The following is a 17,719-nucleotide window of genomic DNA, read 5'->3' on the forward strand; positions in this document are numbered from 1 at the left end:
TTGAGTCGCCGGAACTTTAACCCCTCTACAGGGCATGGAAACACTGGGAAGCAGCGGAAGAAATGCCACACAATCTGTCCACTTACCCCAAATGCGGTTATCCGCCGGTGTGGATCCCCGATATTCTGTGCCCACCACACTGTTTTTTCGAAAGTTTCAGAGTTTATGCTGCCGTTCAGAGGAATATATAGAAATTCATAGGAACGTTGGTAATTATTGTCATGTAAAGTAACGAGCGTGAACTATCTACGGAGAGAGCCCAGCAATGGAAAACACACCACTTAACCCCGCACCCGACGAGGCAGCACGTCCAGCCAACCAGCCCGCCGCAGAACCTGCTACACAGTCAGCTGCTCCGGCAGAGGCTGCACCAGCGGGGGCACAGTCTGAGGCAGGTGCGCAGGCTGCGCAGCCAGCTGCTTCAACGCAGCCTCCAGCGGGCTCTAACGCGGTGTATCAGGCACCTCAGGCACCTCAGGTGCCGCAGGCAGCTCAGGCGCCGCTCGCTGCACAGCCGCCACAGGCGCCGCAGCACTTCCGGGCAACACAGCACCAGCCAGCACAATCGCAGGCTCAAACACAGTCAACTCTGCAGCAGGTTGCAGCTCAACAGCCAACTCCGCAGCACGCGCAGCCACAGCACGCGCAGCCTCACCCGCAGCAGCCTCAGTCGCAGCGGCCTGCCTACCAAGCTCAGCAGCAAACAACGGCTCCGCACGCGGCCCCACAGCAGCCGGTTTACGCCGCGCAGCCAGCCTATGCGGCAGCGCAGCAGCGCACCGTTGCCACCCCGTTGCCACAGTACACCGGTGTAAAAAACGATGACGGCAGTAAACAGAACAAGAGCAAAAACGGCAAGTTCCTTGCCGCTGGTCTAGCGCTCGGTGTGCTGGTCGGTGGCGTCTCCGGTGGCGCGGTGGCGGCAAGCATCGCCGGTGGGGGCGGATCCGCAATCGCGCAGGCAGGTGGCACAATCACCGTTAAGAACGCGGAAACAGCGACCGAGGTGAGCGCTGTTGCGGCGGCAAAAACACAGAGCGTTGTCACACTGCAGGTCGTCGGTAGGAACGTTGCCGGCTCCGGCTCGGGCGTGATCTACAGCGAGGACGGCTACATCATCACGAACTACCACGTGATAACCCTCGGCTCGAACGAAGAAAACCCAACCATCAGGGCGAGACTCAGCGACGGCAGACTGCTTGACGCGAAACTTGTTGGGGCGGATCCATACGCGGACCTCGCAGTTATCAAGGTTGACGAGAAAAATCTCCCGGCGATTGAGCTCGCTGACTCAGACAAGCTGCAGGTTGGTGACCTGACCATCGCGATCGGGGCGCCGCTGAATCTGCCAAGCACCGTTACAAGCGGTGTGATTAGTGCGGTCAACCGCGGTATTTCGGTTGGCAGCGCGGGCGGTGAAGAAACCCCTGACAATTCACAGGACAACAACTCACAAACACCGCGCTTCCAGTTCCCGTGGGAGTACGACACGCCACAGCAACAGCAGCAGACACAACAGACCAGCAACGAGGTGACACTGCCGGTTGTGCAAACCGATGCGTCAATTAACCAGGGCAACTCGGGAGGCGCGCTGCTAAACGGTAAAGGCGAGCTGATCGGTATTAACGTGGCGATTGCCTCGGTTGGGCAGAGCGAGGAGACGGCTGGCAGCGTCGGGCTTGGATTCGCGATCCCAGCAAACCTGGTAAAACGTGTCGTAGACTCGATTATCGCCGGTGAGACACCAACCCACGGGTTGCTCGGTGCGAGCGTCGCTGACGCAGCAAACTCTGAGACAGCAACCCACGCCGGTGGGCTCATCTCGGAGGTGCAGGACGGATCCGCTGCCGCAGCTGCGGGTCTGAGAGCCGGTGACGTGATCACCGCAGTTGACGGTGTTGCAGCGGCCGACGGCACATCGGTTTCTGCGCTGATCAGGATGCACGAGGGCGGCAGCAAAATCAAAATCACCTACAGTCGCGGCGGTGAAGAAAAAACCACCGAGGTGACACTCGGAACCCTCGGAAGCTAGCTTTCAGAGCATCAGCAAGTAGGGTAGTAGGGTGGCAAAACGTTTCAACTTCCAGTCGGGCAACCTTAAGAAGCTGCTTGCAACCCCGCTCTACCTGCTGGGGCTGCTACTCAGCCTGGTTATTCCCCGCGACAGTAACCGTTGGGCTTTTGCCTCCCACGCCGGCCTCGGCGAGGGCGCCCTGCCGCTCGCACTAGCGCTAAAAGCGAGAGAACCAGAGGCAGAAATCTGGTGGATCCTTAAAACCGAGGAGGAAGTTAGCGCCGCTGAGGCTGCCGGGTTCAACGCCTGCCTGCGCGACAGCCTGCATGGCTTCTGGATGACAATAACCGCCGGTCAGATCGTTGTCACACACGGGCTCGGGGACGTTAACCGCTTCGGGGTTTTCCGCGCGAGAATAATCCAGCTGTGGCACGGCGCCCCGCTGAAACGACTCCACTTTGACACCCTGCAAACCACGCGGATTAACGCCCCCGGGCTACTACAAAAACTGCTGAAGAAGATGTACAGCTTCGGCGCCGCACAGGTTTCGCTCTACGTTGCCGGATCCGTCACCGCCGCCAGAAGACTGCGCTCCTGCTTCCGGGTCGCCCCCGGGCTGGTGCGGGTTCTCGGCGACCCCCGGCATGATCCGCTCATCGCATCTCTTACTGATAACAGCGCAATGGCCGCCCGTTGCGAGACGGTTTTGCAGGCGCTCGGGGTGGATCCCGCTGGTCGCCGCCTTGTCCTCTACGCACCAACCTGGCGCGACGGGGATGCGGATCCGGCCTGCCCGGATGAGGCAACCGCCGCGGCGATTAAACAGCACGCGAAAGAAAACAACTACCTGCTGGTAATTCGTCCGCACCCGCTCGGACACGGTGACTATAGTGCGGTGCTTGGCGAGCACGCGGCACTCTTAACGAGCGAACAGCTGCGTGACCTAACCCCGCACCTCGGGGTTTTTGACGCGCTAATCACCGACTATTCCTCGGCGGCGCTCGATTTTTCGATAACCGAGCGGCCGATTGTCTGGTTTGTTCCCGACGAAGAAAGCTACAGTGACAGCAGGGGACTCTACGAACCGATCGCGGTGACCGCGCAGGGGCAGGTGCAGAGCAACTGGTACACAGCGCTTACCAGACTGGCGGCTGTGCTGCCCGGCGGCAAAGCAGCGTCGCAGGCGAAACGGCACTCAAAAGAGCTCTCTGAACGGTTCTTTGCGCATCCCGAGGGCGGTGCTGCGGAACGGGTTTTGGACGCGGTGATTGAGCTTTTAACACCCGATGCGGAACTGGTTCCAGAAAACAGTGTGTTCTTTGAAAGCTTCTACGGCAGGCAGATCTCTGACCACCCGCTGGCGCTGTCGCGTGAGATCACGAGGCAAAACATTGAGGTGACACAGTTTTGGAGCACAGCCGATGAAACACAGCGGGTGCCGGACGGCGCAATCCCGGTGCTGGTAGGGTCGAAACGGTGGCACGCCGCCAGAAAACACTCGAAACTGCTGGTGATAAACGACTGGACCAGGCACGGATTTAAACGACGCAGCGGGCAGACTGTGCTGCAGACCTGGCACGGCACAATGCTGAAAAACCTGGCGCTTGACAGACCCAAACAGGGGCTCAGAACACGCATCGCCGTAATCAGAGAGAGCGCCAGATGGTCGCTTATGCTCTCACAAAACCCGCACTCGACCGCACACTTTAGAAGCGGCTACCGGTTTAGGGGAGAGATTCTAGAGCTCGGCTACCCGCGCACCGACGAACTCGCTGCGGCGGTTGTTGAAAAACCGCTCGGAGCTGCGGGGAGTGAAAGAAACGGGGCGATTAGCCCCCGGCACTGCCAAGAGATTAACCCGGTGCTGCGGGCGAGACTGAAACACGAGCTCGGCATCAACCCCGCCTCGCGCGTGGTCTCATACATCCCAACCTGGCGAGACAGCCTGAACGGCCAGGTAGATCTGGTTGACGCAAACGCACTAGCCAAACAGCTCGGCAGCGAGTGGACGGTGCTGCTGCGAGGCCACACCAGAACCCACGAGTTTGGTGGCTACCAGGTGCGGGCAGACAACCTGCTTGACGTTAGCAAACACGACAACATCAACGACGTTATCCTCGTCTCGGACGCGCTAATCACCGACTATTCCTCCGTTATGTTTGACGCCTCAGTGGCAAAAACCCCGCTGCTGTTCTTCGTGCCAGACATTAAAGACTACAGCGAGAAAGAGCGCGGCTTCAGCTTCGACTTTGCCGCGTCCGCTCCCGGGCCGCTGCTCACGAAACAGTCTGAGGTGTTTGGTGCGCTCCGCAGCCTCGACGACATCGCCGGTGAGTACGCGGAACGCTATGAAAACTGGCGTGAGCGGTTTAATCCGCGCGACGATGGCGGATCCGCCAAGCGCGTTATCGACCTGCTGCGGCAGCGAGGGATCCTCTAGCGGCTTAATCCGCCCACCCAGGGTGCGAGGAAGCTTGCGAGACAGTGGGATCACCAATCCAGGGTGCGAGGAAGCTCGCGCGACAGCTAGACCCGCCAGGCATCTAGACGCTGAGCCGTGACCGGTCAACCGTGTCGCCGGTGCCGAAGCAGAAACCGCGCAGGAACCCGAGACCCCAGGCGGTGTGCATGGTCAGGAACGAGAACGGCGCAAGCAGTCTCTCTCGCAGCGACAGGCCCGGGAGCCTGCAGGCGGTGAGGGTTAAAGCCGCAAAATACAGGAGGCAGATAAGCAGTGCCGGAACGCTCACCCACACCAGCACGGGGGTGAGCGCGGGGATCGCGGTTAGCGCGATAACAAGCGCGGTCAGCGCCAAAAACAGCACCAAAAGACCCGGCACAAAATACCTTAAGGGGTGCAGTTTCGGGTGCCGTTTCACCAGCATCGCGCGCCAGACACCGGTTGCGAAAAACTGTTTAGCAAGTGCCGCAAAACTGCTTCGCGGGCTGTAAAAAACCCGGAGGTCAGGGTTGAACCACACCGTTTTACCCGCGAGTCGAATCCTGAGGTTAAACTCCCAGTCCTCGCCGCGCCGCACCGTCTCATCAAAACCGCCAACCAGCTGCCAGGCATCTCGCCAAAACACGCCAAGGTAGGCGGAGTCTGCCGGGTGAGCCTTCTCAGCACCGTGGTAGGCGCCGCCGCCCAGCCCTGCAGGGGAGTTGTAGCACGCCGCAATCACACGCTGAACCGGGGTTTTTCCGCGCGCCTGCATTATCCCGCCGACGTTTGCCGCCCCCGAACTGAGTAGTGAGCGCACCGCCGTCTCCGTGTAGTTATCTGACAGCTCCGAGTGCGCATCAACCCGCACAATCACCGGGTGGATCGCCGCTGCGATCGCTGTGTTTAGGCCCGCGGAAATATCGCGCGCCGGATTTGCGACGATGCGGACTCGCGGATCCGCCGCCGCCAACGCCTCAGCAATCTCGGCGGTGCCGTCGGTTGAGTGGGCGAGAGCGAGAATCAGCTCGGTCGCCGCAGGATAGCGCTGCGCCAAAACCGCGTTAACCGCCGAGGCCAGATAGTCTGCCTCGTTCAGCACCGGCATCACATAGCTGACCGACGGGAGAGAAGAACTAGAAGATTGCTGCACACCAATATCTTCGCAGATTAGCTTGGGTATGGCGGTGAAGCGCAGCGCTAAAGACAGCACAAATCTGGTGCGCAATTGTTCGCAAACCGCGTCTCTCGCCAGGATTTCCTCAACTTGGCAGCGTAAAATTGGTGCTTTAGAGCACTTGGAGATAAAAATGACAAAGCTGGTTTCTGGTCTGCGAATGTGGGCTGCGAGGAATCTCTCTGAACAGCAAAAACGGCAGATCCTCGACCTCGCCTCGCTCTCGTTTTTACCCTACAAAAGCCGCCTGTTAAACGAGTACGCCAGACAGCATCCGGCAGAGCGTTTTGACGCCTTCGGCAATATTGCGGCGGATCTTGACACCCTCCGCGGTGTTTTGGGCGACGCCGGAATCGACTATGCGCAGCTGCCCACCAGGACGATTAGTCGACCGGTGCTGGTTATCGCTGAGGAGGATGTGACAAGACTGATCCCGCGCCTGCAGACACTCGCGGAGTCGGGCAGGTGGATTATCCGAGCCGAGTTGAAGGTCGGATTCCAGGTGAGCATCACAAACCCGCGCATTAAACCGCTTGAGATTAGGCGGATCCTCTGCCGCACCAACCATGTTGCTGCGAGCGGCCTGGAGCTATCGAGCGCGGCGGAACAGATTATTATCGAGCCTTGGGAGCGAATCGGGTACGGCGTTGAGCGAGTTGACGGCAGTGAGCACATTCCCGGAACCCTGCACCGCAAAGTGCTGAGACGAAACACCCTGCTGGAGTATTTAACACCGGCGGCGTGGGAGCGGGCGAAACAGCATCCGCAGCACCTGGTAAAAAGCGAGTTCGCGCACATTTACGAGGTGACAGAGCCGGTTGATATTGTCTACACCTGGGTTGACGGCGATGACCCGGAATGGCGCAAAAAACAGCAGCGTGCGCTCGCTGAGCTAACCGGCGGTGAGGTTAACGAGACAGCGGTTAGCCAGTCCCGCTACCAGTCACGAGACGAGCTGAAATACTCGCTGCGATCGGTTGAATACTATGCCAGCTGGGTTAACCACATCTATCTTGTAACCGACGGGCAGGTTCCGGAGTGGTTGAACACCGAGCACCCGAAGATCACGGTTGTTGACCACCGCGAGATTTTCTCAGACCCGGAGGTTTTGCCGGTTTTCAACTCGCACGCGATCGAGTCGCAGCTGCACCACATTACGGGTTTGAGTAACCAGTACCTCTACATGAACGACGATATCTTGTTTATGCGACCGGTTGAACCGAGCCTGTTTTACACCGGTAACGGGATGTCCAAGTTCTTCCCATCGAACGCGCCGCTCGATGTTGATGAGCCGAGCGCTCGCGACATGCCGGTGCTCTCCGCCGCGAAACGCAACCGCAGCCACATTGAGACGCAGTTTGATCGCACCGTCACCAACAAGTTCAAACACACTCCGCACCCGCAGTTGAAAGAGGTTATGGAGGAGTTTGAGGCGGAGCATCCGGAGCTGTTTTCTAAGGTTGCGGCATCGCGGTTTAGACACCCCGAGGACTACTCGATCCCGTCAGCGCTCTACCACTATGTTGCCTACGCGAAACGACGGGCGGTCGACAGTAACGCGATCCGCTATGCCTATTTGGATATTGCCAGCGAGGATGCCGAGCAGGTGCTTGCTGACCTGTTGAAGCGACGCAACCTCGATGTGCTGTGTGTGAACGATACGGCGACGGATCCTGAGCAGGTTGCCGTGGTTGACAAGCTGCTGCGTGACTTCCTGGAGACACGCTTCCCGGTGCCGAGCAGCTTCGAGAAGTAACAACCCCATGTATATTTAGATGAATGTTTATGGTTGTTTATTGGTCTTCGCTAGAATTAAATACAAAGCCGGTGAAAGAAATGAGTTGTGATGCCTGAACCCCTACAGCTTTCAGCTGATCGGGCGCGTGAGCGCGCGGAGGTCGCCAAACAGCGACCGATTGTTTTGGACGTGCAATCACTCACCAAGAGTTACGGGCAGGTTGTTGCCGCGAACGAGGTTAGTTTCCACGTTCACGAGGGCTCATTCACCGGTCTTGTTGGCCCTAACGGTGCCGGTAAAACAACAACGCTGTCGATGATCACGGGGCTTAACCGCCCAACCTCCGGCAAGGTGTTTGTGCGCGAGACTGACGTTTGGGGCGGTGACACAACCGCGAAGCGAGTGATTGGCACACTGCCAGATCGGCTGCGCCTGTTTGACCGGTTAACCGGTTCGCAGCTGCTCCACTACTCGGGTGTTTTGCACGGTCTTGATCGGCGGACCATCGCCACCCGCAGCCATGAACTCGCCGCCGCATTCGGTTTAGAATTAGCGCTTGACCGCCTGGTTTCTGACTACTCAAGCGGTATGCAGAAGAAGATTATGCTCGCTTGCGCGATGATCCACGCACCGCAGCTGCTCGTGCTTGACGAACCATACGAGGGTATCGACCCGGTTTCTGCCGCGAACGTCACCGAGATTCTCGAAAAGTATGTTGCTGGCGGCGGCAGCGTGCTGATGTCGAGCCACAGCCTCGAGTTTATTCAACGTGTTTGTGACCACGTGATTGTGATCGTCGGCGGTGACGTTGTTGCCGGTGGCACGGTTGCTGAGGTGAGCGCCGGCACAACCCTCGAAAAACGCTTCGCCGAGCTCGTCGATAAATCTGGAGGGGGTCTCGAGTGGTTGCACGGTCTCTCAGACTCCGTCTAATGCTGCTCGCAGCGCCCTTTGGTGGATCCAACAGGGCGGTGCTAAAAAACGCCCTCGTCGTAATCTTCGGCGTTTTGGTTGCGGTGTTCCTTGGCATCTTCCCGCGACTGGTTGCGGGGGAGGATGCCGCGCTGGCGCTACAGTATGACGCGCTAATCAGCTTCGCGGTGCTCTCTGCCGCGCTGTTGCTGCCGCTGTTTTTTGACACGGCGCAGCTCGAAGCCAGACAGTTCGCAATCTACCCTTACAGCCCTGCCCAGATCACAACCGGGATCCTTGTAACCGCGCTGTTTAGCTGGCGTTTCCTGCTGGTGCTTTTGTGGCTGGGCACCAGGTTTGCAACCCGCGCCGAGCTGCTCGGCCCCGGCTGGCCGCTGCTGGTGCTCGATTCGGCGCTGATTCTCGGAGCCGCCATCGCCTTCGCTCACGCCGCGGTTGCCGTGCAAAAGTGGCTGCTGAGGGGGACCGCGCTAACACTGCTGCGCCGGGTGCTCGGTATCTCGCTGCTTTTGCTGCTCGCGCCGCTAGGCTGTTTTGTGCTGTTTACGATCGTCACCAAAAATGACGCGCAACTACTCAGCGCCCTCAATGCTTCGCTGTGGCTGCCAACCGTTGCCCCGGTCGGTGCCACCCTGATGACGGTGACGGGGAAGGCATCGTTTGCGGCAACACTGTGGATCGTGTCGGCTGCTGCGCTGGTTGTCAGTGTCGCCGTCTGCTATTTCGCGTCCGCGAAAAGCATGGTGCTCTCGGATGCCGCGCCGGGCGACAGCCGCAACATAGACACGCTCGGACTGTTTGTCTACTTCAGCGCTAAACCCGCCGGGGTTATTGCCGCGCGCAGTCTCACCTATCTGCGCCGCGACCCGCGCTACCGGGTTTCGCTGCTCGCAATCCCCGCCGCCGCAGCCCTCGCTGTTTTTGCGCTGTGGATCGCGGGCGTGCCGCCGACCGTGCTGTCGCTTTTGCCGCTGCCGATTATGCTGTTCCTGCTCGGCTGGGCGCTGCACAACGATGTTGCGATGGACTCAACCGCGATCTGGTTGCACATTGCAAGCGGCATCAAAGGTTTCGACGACCGGCTCGGCAGGCTCGCGCCCGCAGCCGCTGTCGGCATTCCGATGCTGTTTATCGGCAGCAGTATCTCGGTTATTTTCTACGGCAACTGGCTGATCCTACCGGTCGTTTTCGGACTCAACTGCGCCGCCCTGCTAATTGGGATGGCGGTTTCAACGGTTGCCTCCGCGCTCACCCCGTACCCGTCAACCAGGCCGGGGGAGAGCCCGTTCCTGCAGCCGCAGTTCACCGAGTCCGGCGCACTGTCAGCACAGCTGGTGTCATTCCTCTGCGGAATCTTCCTGGCGATCCCGGTTATTGTCTTTAGTATCTCGGCGATTCTGCACGAGAACGAGACCGCGGCTCTCTGGCTGACCGCCCTCGCGAGCGTCGCTTTTGGCGCAATGCTGCTGTTTGCTTGCCTGAAACTCGGCGGCTGGATCTTCGAGCGTAAGGGTCCAGAGATTCTCGCCGCGGCAGAAATCTATGACTGATCTCTAAGGTTTAATCCAGAAAGGGCAATAGACTTTTATCATGGGTATTTTTGGCAGTGGTGGATCCGGTGGAACCGATGTGCTTGACAGGGAGCTCACCGAGCTGCTTGAGCAGGATCAGCTAGAAGACGGCGATCACGAGCGCTTTTCGCACTATGTTCCAAAGGACAAAATCGTTGAATCAGCGGTAACCGGCAAACCGGTTAGGGCTCTCTGCGGTAAAAAATGGGTGCCCTCCCGTGACCCTGAGCGTTTCCCCGTTTGCCCAGAGTGCAAAGCTGTTTACGAGCGGATGAAGCGGTAGCGCTGCGCTGCTTAAGATTTTGTACCGGGCGGTTGAAGTGTCTCCATCAACAAGCTCGGCACTTCCGAGCCGTGAGGGAACGCGACGAGGAAGGTTCTTCCTTGTGTATCGTGGATCCTGACCGCATTGTTCCCTCCTGCGGAGTAGAGGCGGCCGCTCGCCTGCTTCGCTGAGCCCTTGATACCCCAGCCGTTGTAGTCTCTGTACGAGTCAATCGTCTCTGTACTGATATCCAGGATGCTTTCTCGTGAGATTCGTGTCATCCACACCGGGAAGAATCCGACGGTGACGTGAGACTCTGAAACTTTGACGAACGCGGCTGACAGCAGGGATGCCAGGTTGAGAATCAGACACCCGATGCCCGTTATCAGCAGTGGAACTACTATACCCGCTCCTCGTGCTAATTCGACCGCTAGCACAGAGAATGAAATGGCGGCTGGAAGCAGGAAAAGTAGCCCGACCCCGATTCGTAAAGCGATAGGAGAACGGACAAGGAATATGGTTCGCACATGGGTGCCTCTTCCTCTGAAAACGTATCTTTTTTTATCTCAGGTAGTTCATTGGACTAACACGGTTGCAACCGCGGGCTCACCCCGCTGCAGGCTCATCGCAATCGGCGGCAGTTCCCGCACAGAGGTGCTGTGGCGCTGACGGGCTGCGGCGATCGCCTCGATGCCGGTGAATTGCGGATCCACCTCGCCAGCGGCCACAAAACGGTTGAGCAGGTTGCGGGCTTTAGCGTCGGACTCTGAAGCGTCGCTGTTTACCCAGCCTGCCGCAGCAAACTCAGCGGTGACAGGGTCGCTGTGCGGGTCGATAACGCTGAGCTTTTCAGCTGACACGAACCCGGACTCGTCATAGACACGGTATGCTGCTTTTTTGCCGCCGTAGGAGGTTTTTCCCTCAGCCTTTTTGGCGACTGACTGCCAGTTACCGTTGTCGTCGGTGCGGGCAACCAGTTTGTAGACCATGCTCATGTTGGGGGAGCCGGATCCGGTAACAACCGAGGTGCCGACACCGAAGGAGTCGACCGGGCTTGCGGCGAGCGCTGCGATTGTGAACTCGTCGAGGTCGTTTGTGACGGTTATTTTGGTGTTGTGGGCGCCGAGGCTGTCTAGCAGCTCACGCACCTGTTTAACAACAACCGGTAGGTCACCCGAGTCAATGCGCACAGCGCCCAGCTCGGTTCCGGCAACCGCGACCGCGTTTTTTACGCCTTGCACGATGTCATAGGTATCGACTAGCAGGGTTGTTGACTTGCCGAGCGTTGCCACCTGCGCTTCAAACGCGGCGATTTCTGAATCGTGCAGCAGTGTAAAGGCGTGAGCGGCGGTTCCCATGGTTGGGATCTGGTAGCTTCTTCCCGCCTCCAGGTTGCTGGTTGCCGCGAATCCTGCAATGTATGCGGCCCTTGCTGCGCCGACCGCGTTAATTTCGTTGGTGCGGCGGGAACCCATTTCGGCAAGGGGCCTGCCGAAGCTCGCGTTAACCATGCGCGATGCCGCTGTTGCGACCGCCGAGTCGGCGTTGAAGATGCTGAGCGCGAGCGTCTCCAGGATGACACCCTCCGCAAACCCTGACTCAACCGTCAAAATCGGCGAGTTCGGGAAGAACACCTCACCCTCGGCGTAGCCGTAAATATTGCCGGAGAACCGGTAGTCGGCTAGCCAGTCGAGGGTTTTGCTGCTTAAAAACTGTTCTGAGCGAAGCCACTCCAGCTCGCTGTCGGTGAAGCGGAAACGCGCAAGCGCCTCCAAAAATCTACCGGTGCCGGCGACAACACCGTATTTTCTCGCGCCGGGAAGGCGGCGGGTGAAAAGCTCAAAAATACTGTCTCGGCTAGCGGTGCCGGCGGCGAGGGCCGCGTCAACCATCGTCAGTTCGTAGCGGTCAGTGAGAAAGGCTGTTGAGCCTATTAGCGGGGTGGATCCGCTGCCCGCTCTTGTTGTTGGTGCGGAACTCGATGCTGGGGTGGATGCTGAAGTAGACACAGACTAATCATAGGGTATTTAACCGCTGAATTACTGAGATTTTAACCTGCTTTGCGCTCGGGTAAAGAGCTGGTTGCGGGCTGGGAGTGTTGCTGTTTTTGTGCTCTGGCGAACTGCTGTTTCTGGCCTATGGAAAACCCGTTTAGCGCTGAAGTTATCCACAGTTTTTGCTTTTTGGTGACCCTGACTGTTTTACGAGAGCAGACTTGATGCGGAGGAACCCGACCATGAAAACACCTAACCACATAACCGCCACCGCAGAGCCGCTGCCAGACTGCACACACCTTCCCGCCCACGGCCCCGCCCAAAAACGGCAGTGCGTCGCCAGAACCGGCGAGGACATTGTCGCCCACTATCTCACCGGCAGGGGTGTGCGGATCCTGGCACGCAACTGGCGCTCAGGCAGGCAGGGGGAGCTGGATATTATTGCGCAGGACGGCAGAACCCTGATCGCCGTAGAGGTGAAAACCAGAACCGGCGACAGCGGCGGGGATCCGCTTGAGGCAATAACCGAAAACAAGCTCTACCAGTTGCGAAAACTGTTCCGGCTCTGGCTGCGGGCGCAAAGCCCCGGCCAGCAGAGCCAGGGGGATCACGATGCTGGTTTGGGGTGTGTGGATCCGCCCCTGCCGCCCCGCGCCGCAGACATTCGAATCGACGCTGCCGCGGTTTTGGTGATGCCGGGAGAGCGGCTGCACCTGAGATACCTGGAGGGGGTCGGCTAGTGGTTGTGCAGACTAAAAGCATTGCGCTAACCGGTTTAACCGGAACCGCGCTGACGATTGAGGCCGCACTGTCAAACCAGCTGCCGGGGCTCGCAATTATCGGCCTGCCAGACACGGCAATTGCCGAGGCAAAGCAGCGGGTGCGGGTTGCCTGCGCAAACTCTGGCGTGCAGTTGCCGCCCGGGTTTATCACGGTGAACCTCGCACCGGCAGACCTGCGCAAACAGGGGTCCGCGTTTGATCTCGCAATCGCGGTCAGCTGTGTTGCCGTCTCAGGAATCCACCTGCGACCGGACTTTACGACAACCGTTCACCTCGGGGAGTTGAGTCTTGACGGGCGCCTGAAACGCCCGGCGGGTCTGCTATCCGCGGTTATCGCAGCCCAGCAAAACGGTTTTACACGGGTGGTTGTGCCAGCGGACTGCGCAGCTGAGGCGGCGCTCGTTCCCGGAATCGAGGTGGTTAGCGCCAGCAGCCTAAAAGACGTGATCCTGTTCTATCAACAAAAGCCCGGCAACTGGCGGGTTATTCAGCCGGGTGAGGGGCGATGGATCGCACAGCCCGCCGCCGGATCCAAGTCCGCTGCCGTACCCGGTGAGGGCTGCACAGCATCTACCGTATCTGAGACAGAGCATGAAACCACTGACGAGGCAGCCTATAACTCCGTTGATATAGCCGACATTGTTGGCCAGGAGGAAGCCGTCTCCGCGCTCGCAGTTGCCGCCGCAGGTGGCCACAATCTTGCGCTCAACGGTACACCCGGGGTTGGTAAAACCCTGCTCGCTAACGCCCTTGTTGGGGTTATGCCGGATCTTGACGACGCTGCCGCGCTTGAAGCGAGCAGCATAGTCTCACTCGGTGGCACAGCCCTAACCAAACTGGTTAGGCGCCCTCCGCTTATCGCACCCCACCACACGGCATCAACCGCCGCGATAATCGGAACCGGCCACAACGGTTTTGTTAGACCCGGCGCGATCACCCTGGCAAGCCACGGCATCCTGTTTATGGATGAGGCGCCGGAGTTTGCAGGCAGTGTGCTCGATTCGCTCCGGCAACCACTCGAGACCGGGTATATCGAGATCCATCGCGCCCGCGTCAGAGCGACACTGCCCGCCAAGTTTCAACTCGTGCTGGCAGCCAACCCGTGCCCGTGCGGGTACGCCGGAATTATTGGCGGAGTGAAACAGTGTGAGTGCGCACCCCAGCAGATTAGAAGATACAGCAACAAAATATCCGGTCCTCTACAAGACCGTATCGACCTGCGAGTGAAGGTGAACAGCGTCACCAACAGTTACCGTGCCAAACAGAGTCAAACCAGCGCGGAGATGCAGCAGCGGGTTAGTACAGCACAGGAGCGCGCCAGAAAACGGCTCAAGAATACCGGGTGGACAAAAAACGCCCAGGTGAGCGGAGCCTGGCTGCGGGCAACAAACTCAGTAATCCCCGCAAAGGATCGCGAAGCAATCGACAGCGCACTCACCAGCGGCTACATAACCATGCGCGGCTACGACAAAATACTGCGCATCGCCTGGACCATCGCCGACCTAAACAACCTGGAACAGCCAGACAAAACCTGCATAGCAGAAGCCCTGCACCTGAGAGGATACTAGTGAACACACAAACCTTCCTAACCCAGACCCCGATACTCGCCAGGCAGCTATCACTGCTGCTACAGAAAGCTGACGAGGCAACCCTGGAGCAAGCCCCGAGAAACAGTGATCGGCCAGACGATGCCACTGACGGGGTAACCGACACACACGCCACCAACGCTGCGGGGGATAGCGACGGTGACACAGCGCCGGTCCCGCTACCCAGAAAATACCCCGCCGAGATCCTAAACGACACCCTCGCGAGAATAATCTGGAGCCAACTCACCGAACCCGGGGACGCAATCGCCGGAATACTAATAAAACACCTCGGATCCGAAGCAGCACTCGACACGGTGCTGCCCTACATCCACGAAATCAGACACAACAGCATCACCCCACAAGCCTCAGCACCAACCGTATTAAACCAGCTGCTCTTCCAACAGCTAGAAGCACACCGGGTGTCACACAAACAGATCACGGCAGCTCTCGCCCGCTGGGAACCAAGATACGATCCGCTAAAAATCAACAAAACCATCCAGTTCGCCATCGCAAAACAGCTGAAACTTTTAACACCAACATCAAAATACTGGCCAAAACAGGTCGAAATACTCGAAATCCACAAACCCTACCTGCTGTGGGTGAGAGGAAACCCGAGCAGCCTAGCAGGCAGAAAAATCGCCATCGTCGGCGCAAGAGCAGCAAGCAACTACGGTGAAAGAGTAACAGCAGAAATCGTCGCCTCACTGACAGGTACCAACACGGCTGTCGTCTCAGGTGGCGCCTTCGGCATAGACGCAACAGCACACCGAGCAGCACTCCACAAAGGAACCAAAACCATAGCCGTCCTCGCGGGCGGAGTGGATCGCAACTACCCAATCGCCCACACCGAACTGTTCAACAAAATCATCGAAAACGGAGGCTGCGTCATCTCAGAACTACTCCCGGGCAGCATCCCAACCAGGTGGCGATTCCTGCAACGAAACCGAGTTATCGCAGCGCTCGCCGACGCGACCGTTGTAACAGAGGCCGGAATCAGGTCAGGATCACTAAACACCGCAGGACACACCTGCCAGATCGGCAGACCCCTCGGAGCTGTGCCGGGCCAGATAACAGCCGCATCATCGGTTGGCTGCCACAAACTGATCCGCGAATACGACGCAAAACTAATAACCTCCGGGCAAGACATAAAAGAACTGCTCGGCCTGGGGCAGGATACAACAGAGCCCACAGGCGAAACCGGCCAGCGTGAAACCTCAATCAACGTCCGAGTGTTAGACGCGCTACCAAAACGCGGCTATAAAACAGTCGCGGAGGTCGCGGCAGCAGCGGGTCTCAGCTACCAGGAGACACGGCAGGCGCTCGCAGAACTACTGCTGAGCGGTAAAGCAACAAAAGCAGAGTATGTAAACGACACAAAATGGCGGCTCGCCCAGTGAATACCTGAGGATAGAGCTAACTTACCTGGTCTAATTGAAACATATGTCATACAATCCAGGTATGCTGCAGACCTCAGAAGCGGTTGTTAAATACCTCAGGACTATAGAGTTTGAATACGGCTATAGTCCTGAAACCGTGCGCGCGTATCGCAGCGACCTCTACCTCTTCCTCGACTTCCTGTTGACAACCAAACAGGTGATGATCAGAGACCTCAACGCCGATATTATGCGGGGATGGCTGTGGCAGCAACAGGAAGAGGGCAACAGTTCAACAACTATCGCCAGGAAAATAGCAACCCTCAAATCCTTCGGCTCATGGCTGGAGGCGCAAGACCTGCTGCCGTTTAACCCGGCAGAAACACTGCAAACCCCGAAACGCACACAGAAACTCCCGCGAGTGCTCGCTGTCGAACAGGTGCGCCACATTCTAAACACCGCAAAACAGCGGGCAGAAACAGCGCGAGTAAACGGCGGCCCCGATGCTCGCGCGATCCGCGACTGGGTGATGCTGGAACTCATCTACGCGACCGGGATTCGGCTCTCCGAAACAACGCTGCTGCCACTCTCACACGTCAACCTGCGCGAGCGAACCATCCGCGTTATCGGAAAAGGCAACAAAGAACGGGTTATTCCATTCGGGAAACCAGCGGCCGAAGCGCTCGACAAGTATATTCGGGTGGCAAGACCGCTGCTTACAAACCCTGAAAAACCACACAGCGAACTGTTCCTCGGCAACCGCGGCGGTAAACTGCCAAACAGTCACCTCTACAGGCTCGTCACCAAATACATCGGCGACCTGCTCGGGGCAGAACCCGCTGGTCCACACACGCTACGACACTCGGTTGCAACCCACATGCTCGACTACGGGGCAGAGCTGCGGGTTGTGCAGGAGTTTTTAGGGCACGACAGTATCGCCAGCACCCAGGTCTACACCCACATCTCCAAACAGCGGCTAGCGCAGGGGTACCTGCTCGCACACCCGCGCGCCAAGAAACCAGGCAGTGATCCAGCCACGACTCGCACAAAAGAGCAGGCGGGCGCGGTGGATCCAACCAGCGACCCCGTCAGGTTCAAACCCAAGCCCGGGGAGCTCAAGAAATACAAAGACGCCGACGAGTAGCCCGCGGCCTGGCGGTCGCGAACCTCACCGGGAAGCGGGGCAGAGTCGCTACCAGGGGAGAAGCCTAGGGCGGCCGGCCAAAAAACGCAGCGGATTCGTGTACTCGCCATCCCCTCGCACCCCGAGGTGGATCTCGTGCGGCTGCGTGTGTCCAAACGCTGAAACCGTGCCGAGCATCTGCCCGGCAGAAACCACGTCACCCACCTGAAGCTGAGACTCAACCGGCTCAATCGAGTAGACAAGCGAGTCACTCACCCGCACCGAGATCACGTGCCGGTCAACCACCTTGCCAACAAAACTGACCGTGCCAGCTGCCGGCGCAACAACGGAGTCGCCGTTCGGGCCGATTAAGTCGATGCCGCGATGGCCGCTGCCGTATTTGTGAGAGGGCGGACGATAACCCCGCGTCACCGTGTAGGGTCTCCCGACAGGGCTTAGCCACCGGGGCTGCTCCTTAGTCGTTCGCAGCACAGTCAAGGGGTGGGTGGATCCGTCACCCGCGCTCACGGGCATCACGGCGGCTGTGCTCCAGCTCGCTGAGTATTCAGGGTCTGGTCGAGCGGGGGAGCTTGCGGCGGAGGAAATTAGCAGCGGGAGCGACAGCAGTGCGGTCAGGATGGCTTTTAGCGGATTCATAACAGCAGTATCGGTTAGGCGTACGTGGGGGGAGAGACGCGATCCGCAAACTGTTGAAAACTGACG

13 protein-coding genes are annotated in these 17,719 nt (G+C 58.7%); 10 read left to right on the top strand and 3 right to left on the bottom strand.

Annotated elements, in window-relative coordinates; genetic code table 11:
• The first annotated feature begins 265 nt into the window (after positions 1-265).
• Positions 266-2,032, top strand: coding sequence for a S1C family serine protease (locus EII30_RS07630; RefSeq protein WP_124886744.1), 1,767 nt, complete (start codon positions 266-268; stop codon positions 2,030-2,032).
• A 31-nt stretch (positions 2,033-2,063) separates the two neighbouring features.
• Positions 2,064-4,454, top strand: a complete 2,391-nt coding sequence (locus EII30_RS07635) for a CDP-glycerol glycerophosphotransferase family protein (RefSeq protein WP_124886745.1) — start codon at positions 2,064-2,066, stop codon at positions 4,452-4,454.
• Positions 4,455-4,557: 103 nt separating this feature from the next.
• Here the strand turns inward: EII30_RS07635 and EII30_RS07640 are convergent, their stop codons facing one another.
• On the bottom strand, positions 4,558-5,607 hold the full coding sequence (locus tag EII30_RS07640; RefSeq protein ID WP_233569446.1) for a glycosyltransferase family 2 protein: 1,050 nt from the start codon (positions 5,605-5,607) through the stop codon (positions 4,558-4,560).
• 157 nt (positions 5,608-5,764) lie between these two features.
• Here EII30_RS07640 and EII30_RS07645 point away from each other — a divergent pair, with 157 nt between their 5' ends.
• From EII30_RS07645 to EII30_RS07660, 4 genes are all read left to right on the top strand, one after another.
• The gene (locus tag EII30_RS07645) at positions 5,765-7,387 is read left to right on the top strand and encodes a stealth family protein (RefSeq protein WP_158608686.1); all 1,623 of its coding nucleotides are present in this window, start codon (positions 5,765-5,767) and stop codon (positions 7,385-7,387) included.
• 90 nt (positions 7,388-7,477) lie between these two features.
• Entirely contained in the window at positions 7,478-8,302 is an 825-nt protein-coding gene (locus tag EII30_RS07650; RefSeq protein ID WP_124886747.1) for an ABC transporter ATP-binding protein, read from the top strand.
• Positions 8,302-9,852, top strand: a complete 1,551-nt coding sequence (locus EII30_RS07655) for a hypothetical protein (RefSeq protein WP_124886748.1) — start codon at positions 8,302-8,304, stop codon at positions 9,850-9,852. Before EII30_RS07650 ends, EII30_RS07655 begins: the two co-directional genes overlap by 1 nt.
• Positions 9,853-9,892: 40 nt before the next feature.
• The gene (locus tag EII30_RS07660; protein WP_124886749.1) at positions 9,893-10,156 is read left to right on the top strand and encodes a DUF3039 domain-containing protein; all 264 of its coding nucleotides are present in this window, start codon (positions 9,893-9,895) and stop codon (positions 10,154-10,156) included.
• Positions 10,157-10,713: 557 nt separating this feature from the next.
• On the opposite strand, the gene EII30_RS07665 is transcribed toward EII30_RS07660, so the two are convergent.
• Positions 10,714-12,030 carry a nicotinate phosphoribosyltransferase gene (locus EII30_RS07665; protein WP_233569452.1) on the bottom strand — a complete coding sequence of 439 codons (1,317 nt, stop codon included), beginning with the start codon at positions 12,028-12,030 and terminating at the stop codon, positions 10,714-10,716.
• A 344-nt stretch (positions 12,031-12,374) separates the two neighbouring features.
• On the opposite strand from EII30_RS07665, the gene EII30_RS07670 reads away from it, so the two are divergent.
• From EII30_RS07670 to EII30_RS07685, 4 genes are all read left to right on the top strand, one after another.
• On the top strand, positions 12,375-12,872 hold the full coding sequence (locus EII30_RS07670) for a YraN family protein (RefSeq protein ID WP_124886751.1): 498 nt from the start codon (positions 12,375-12,377) through the stop codon (positions 12,870-12,872).
• A 5-nt stretch (positions 12,873-12,877) separates the two neighbouring features.
• On the top strand, positions 12,878-14,482 hold the full coding sequence (locus EII30_RS07675; protein ID WP_233569447.1) for a YifB family Mg chelatase-like AAA ATPase: 1,605 nt from the start codon (positions 12,878-12,880) through the stop codon (positions 14,480-14,482).
• Positions 14,482-15,897: a DNA-processing protein DprA gene (dprA, locus tag EII30_RS07680; protein WP_158608687.1), complete on the top strand. Its 1,416-nt coding sequence runs from the start codon at positions 14,482-14,484 to the stop codon at positions 15,895-15,897. The genes EII30_RS07675 and dprA overlap by 1 nt, the downstream gene beginning before the upstream one ends.
• A gap of 61 nt (positions 15,898-15,958) precedes the next feature.
• Positions 15,959-17,017, top strand: a complete 1,059-nt coding sequence (locus tag EII30_RS07685; protein ID WP_233569448.1) for a tyrosine-type recombinase/integrase — start codon at positions 15,959-15,961, stop codon at positions 17,015-17,017.
• Between the two features lie 48 nt (positions 17,018-17,065).
• Here the strand turns inward: EII30_RS07685 and EII30_RS07690 are convergent, their stop codons facing one another.
• On the bottom strand, positions 17,066-17,653 hold the full coding sequence (locus EII30_RS07690) for a M23 family metallopeptidase (protein ID WP_124886753.1): 588 nt from the start codon (positions 17,651-17,653) through the stop codon (positions 17,066-17,068).
• Between the last annotated feature and the right edge of the window lie 66 nt (positions 17,654-17,719).

The organism is Leucobacter sp. OH1287, from assembly GCF_003859945.1.
Taxonomy (GTDB): Bacteria; Actinomycetota; Actinomycetes; order Actinomycetales; family Microbacteriaceae; genus Canibacter.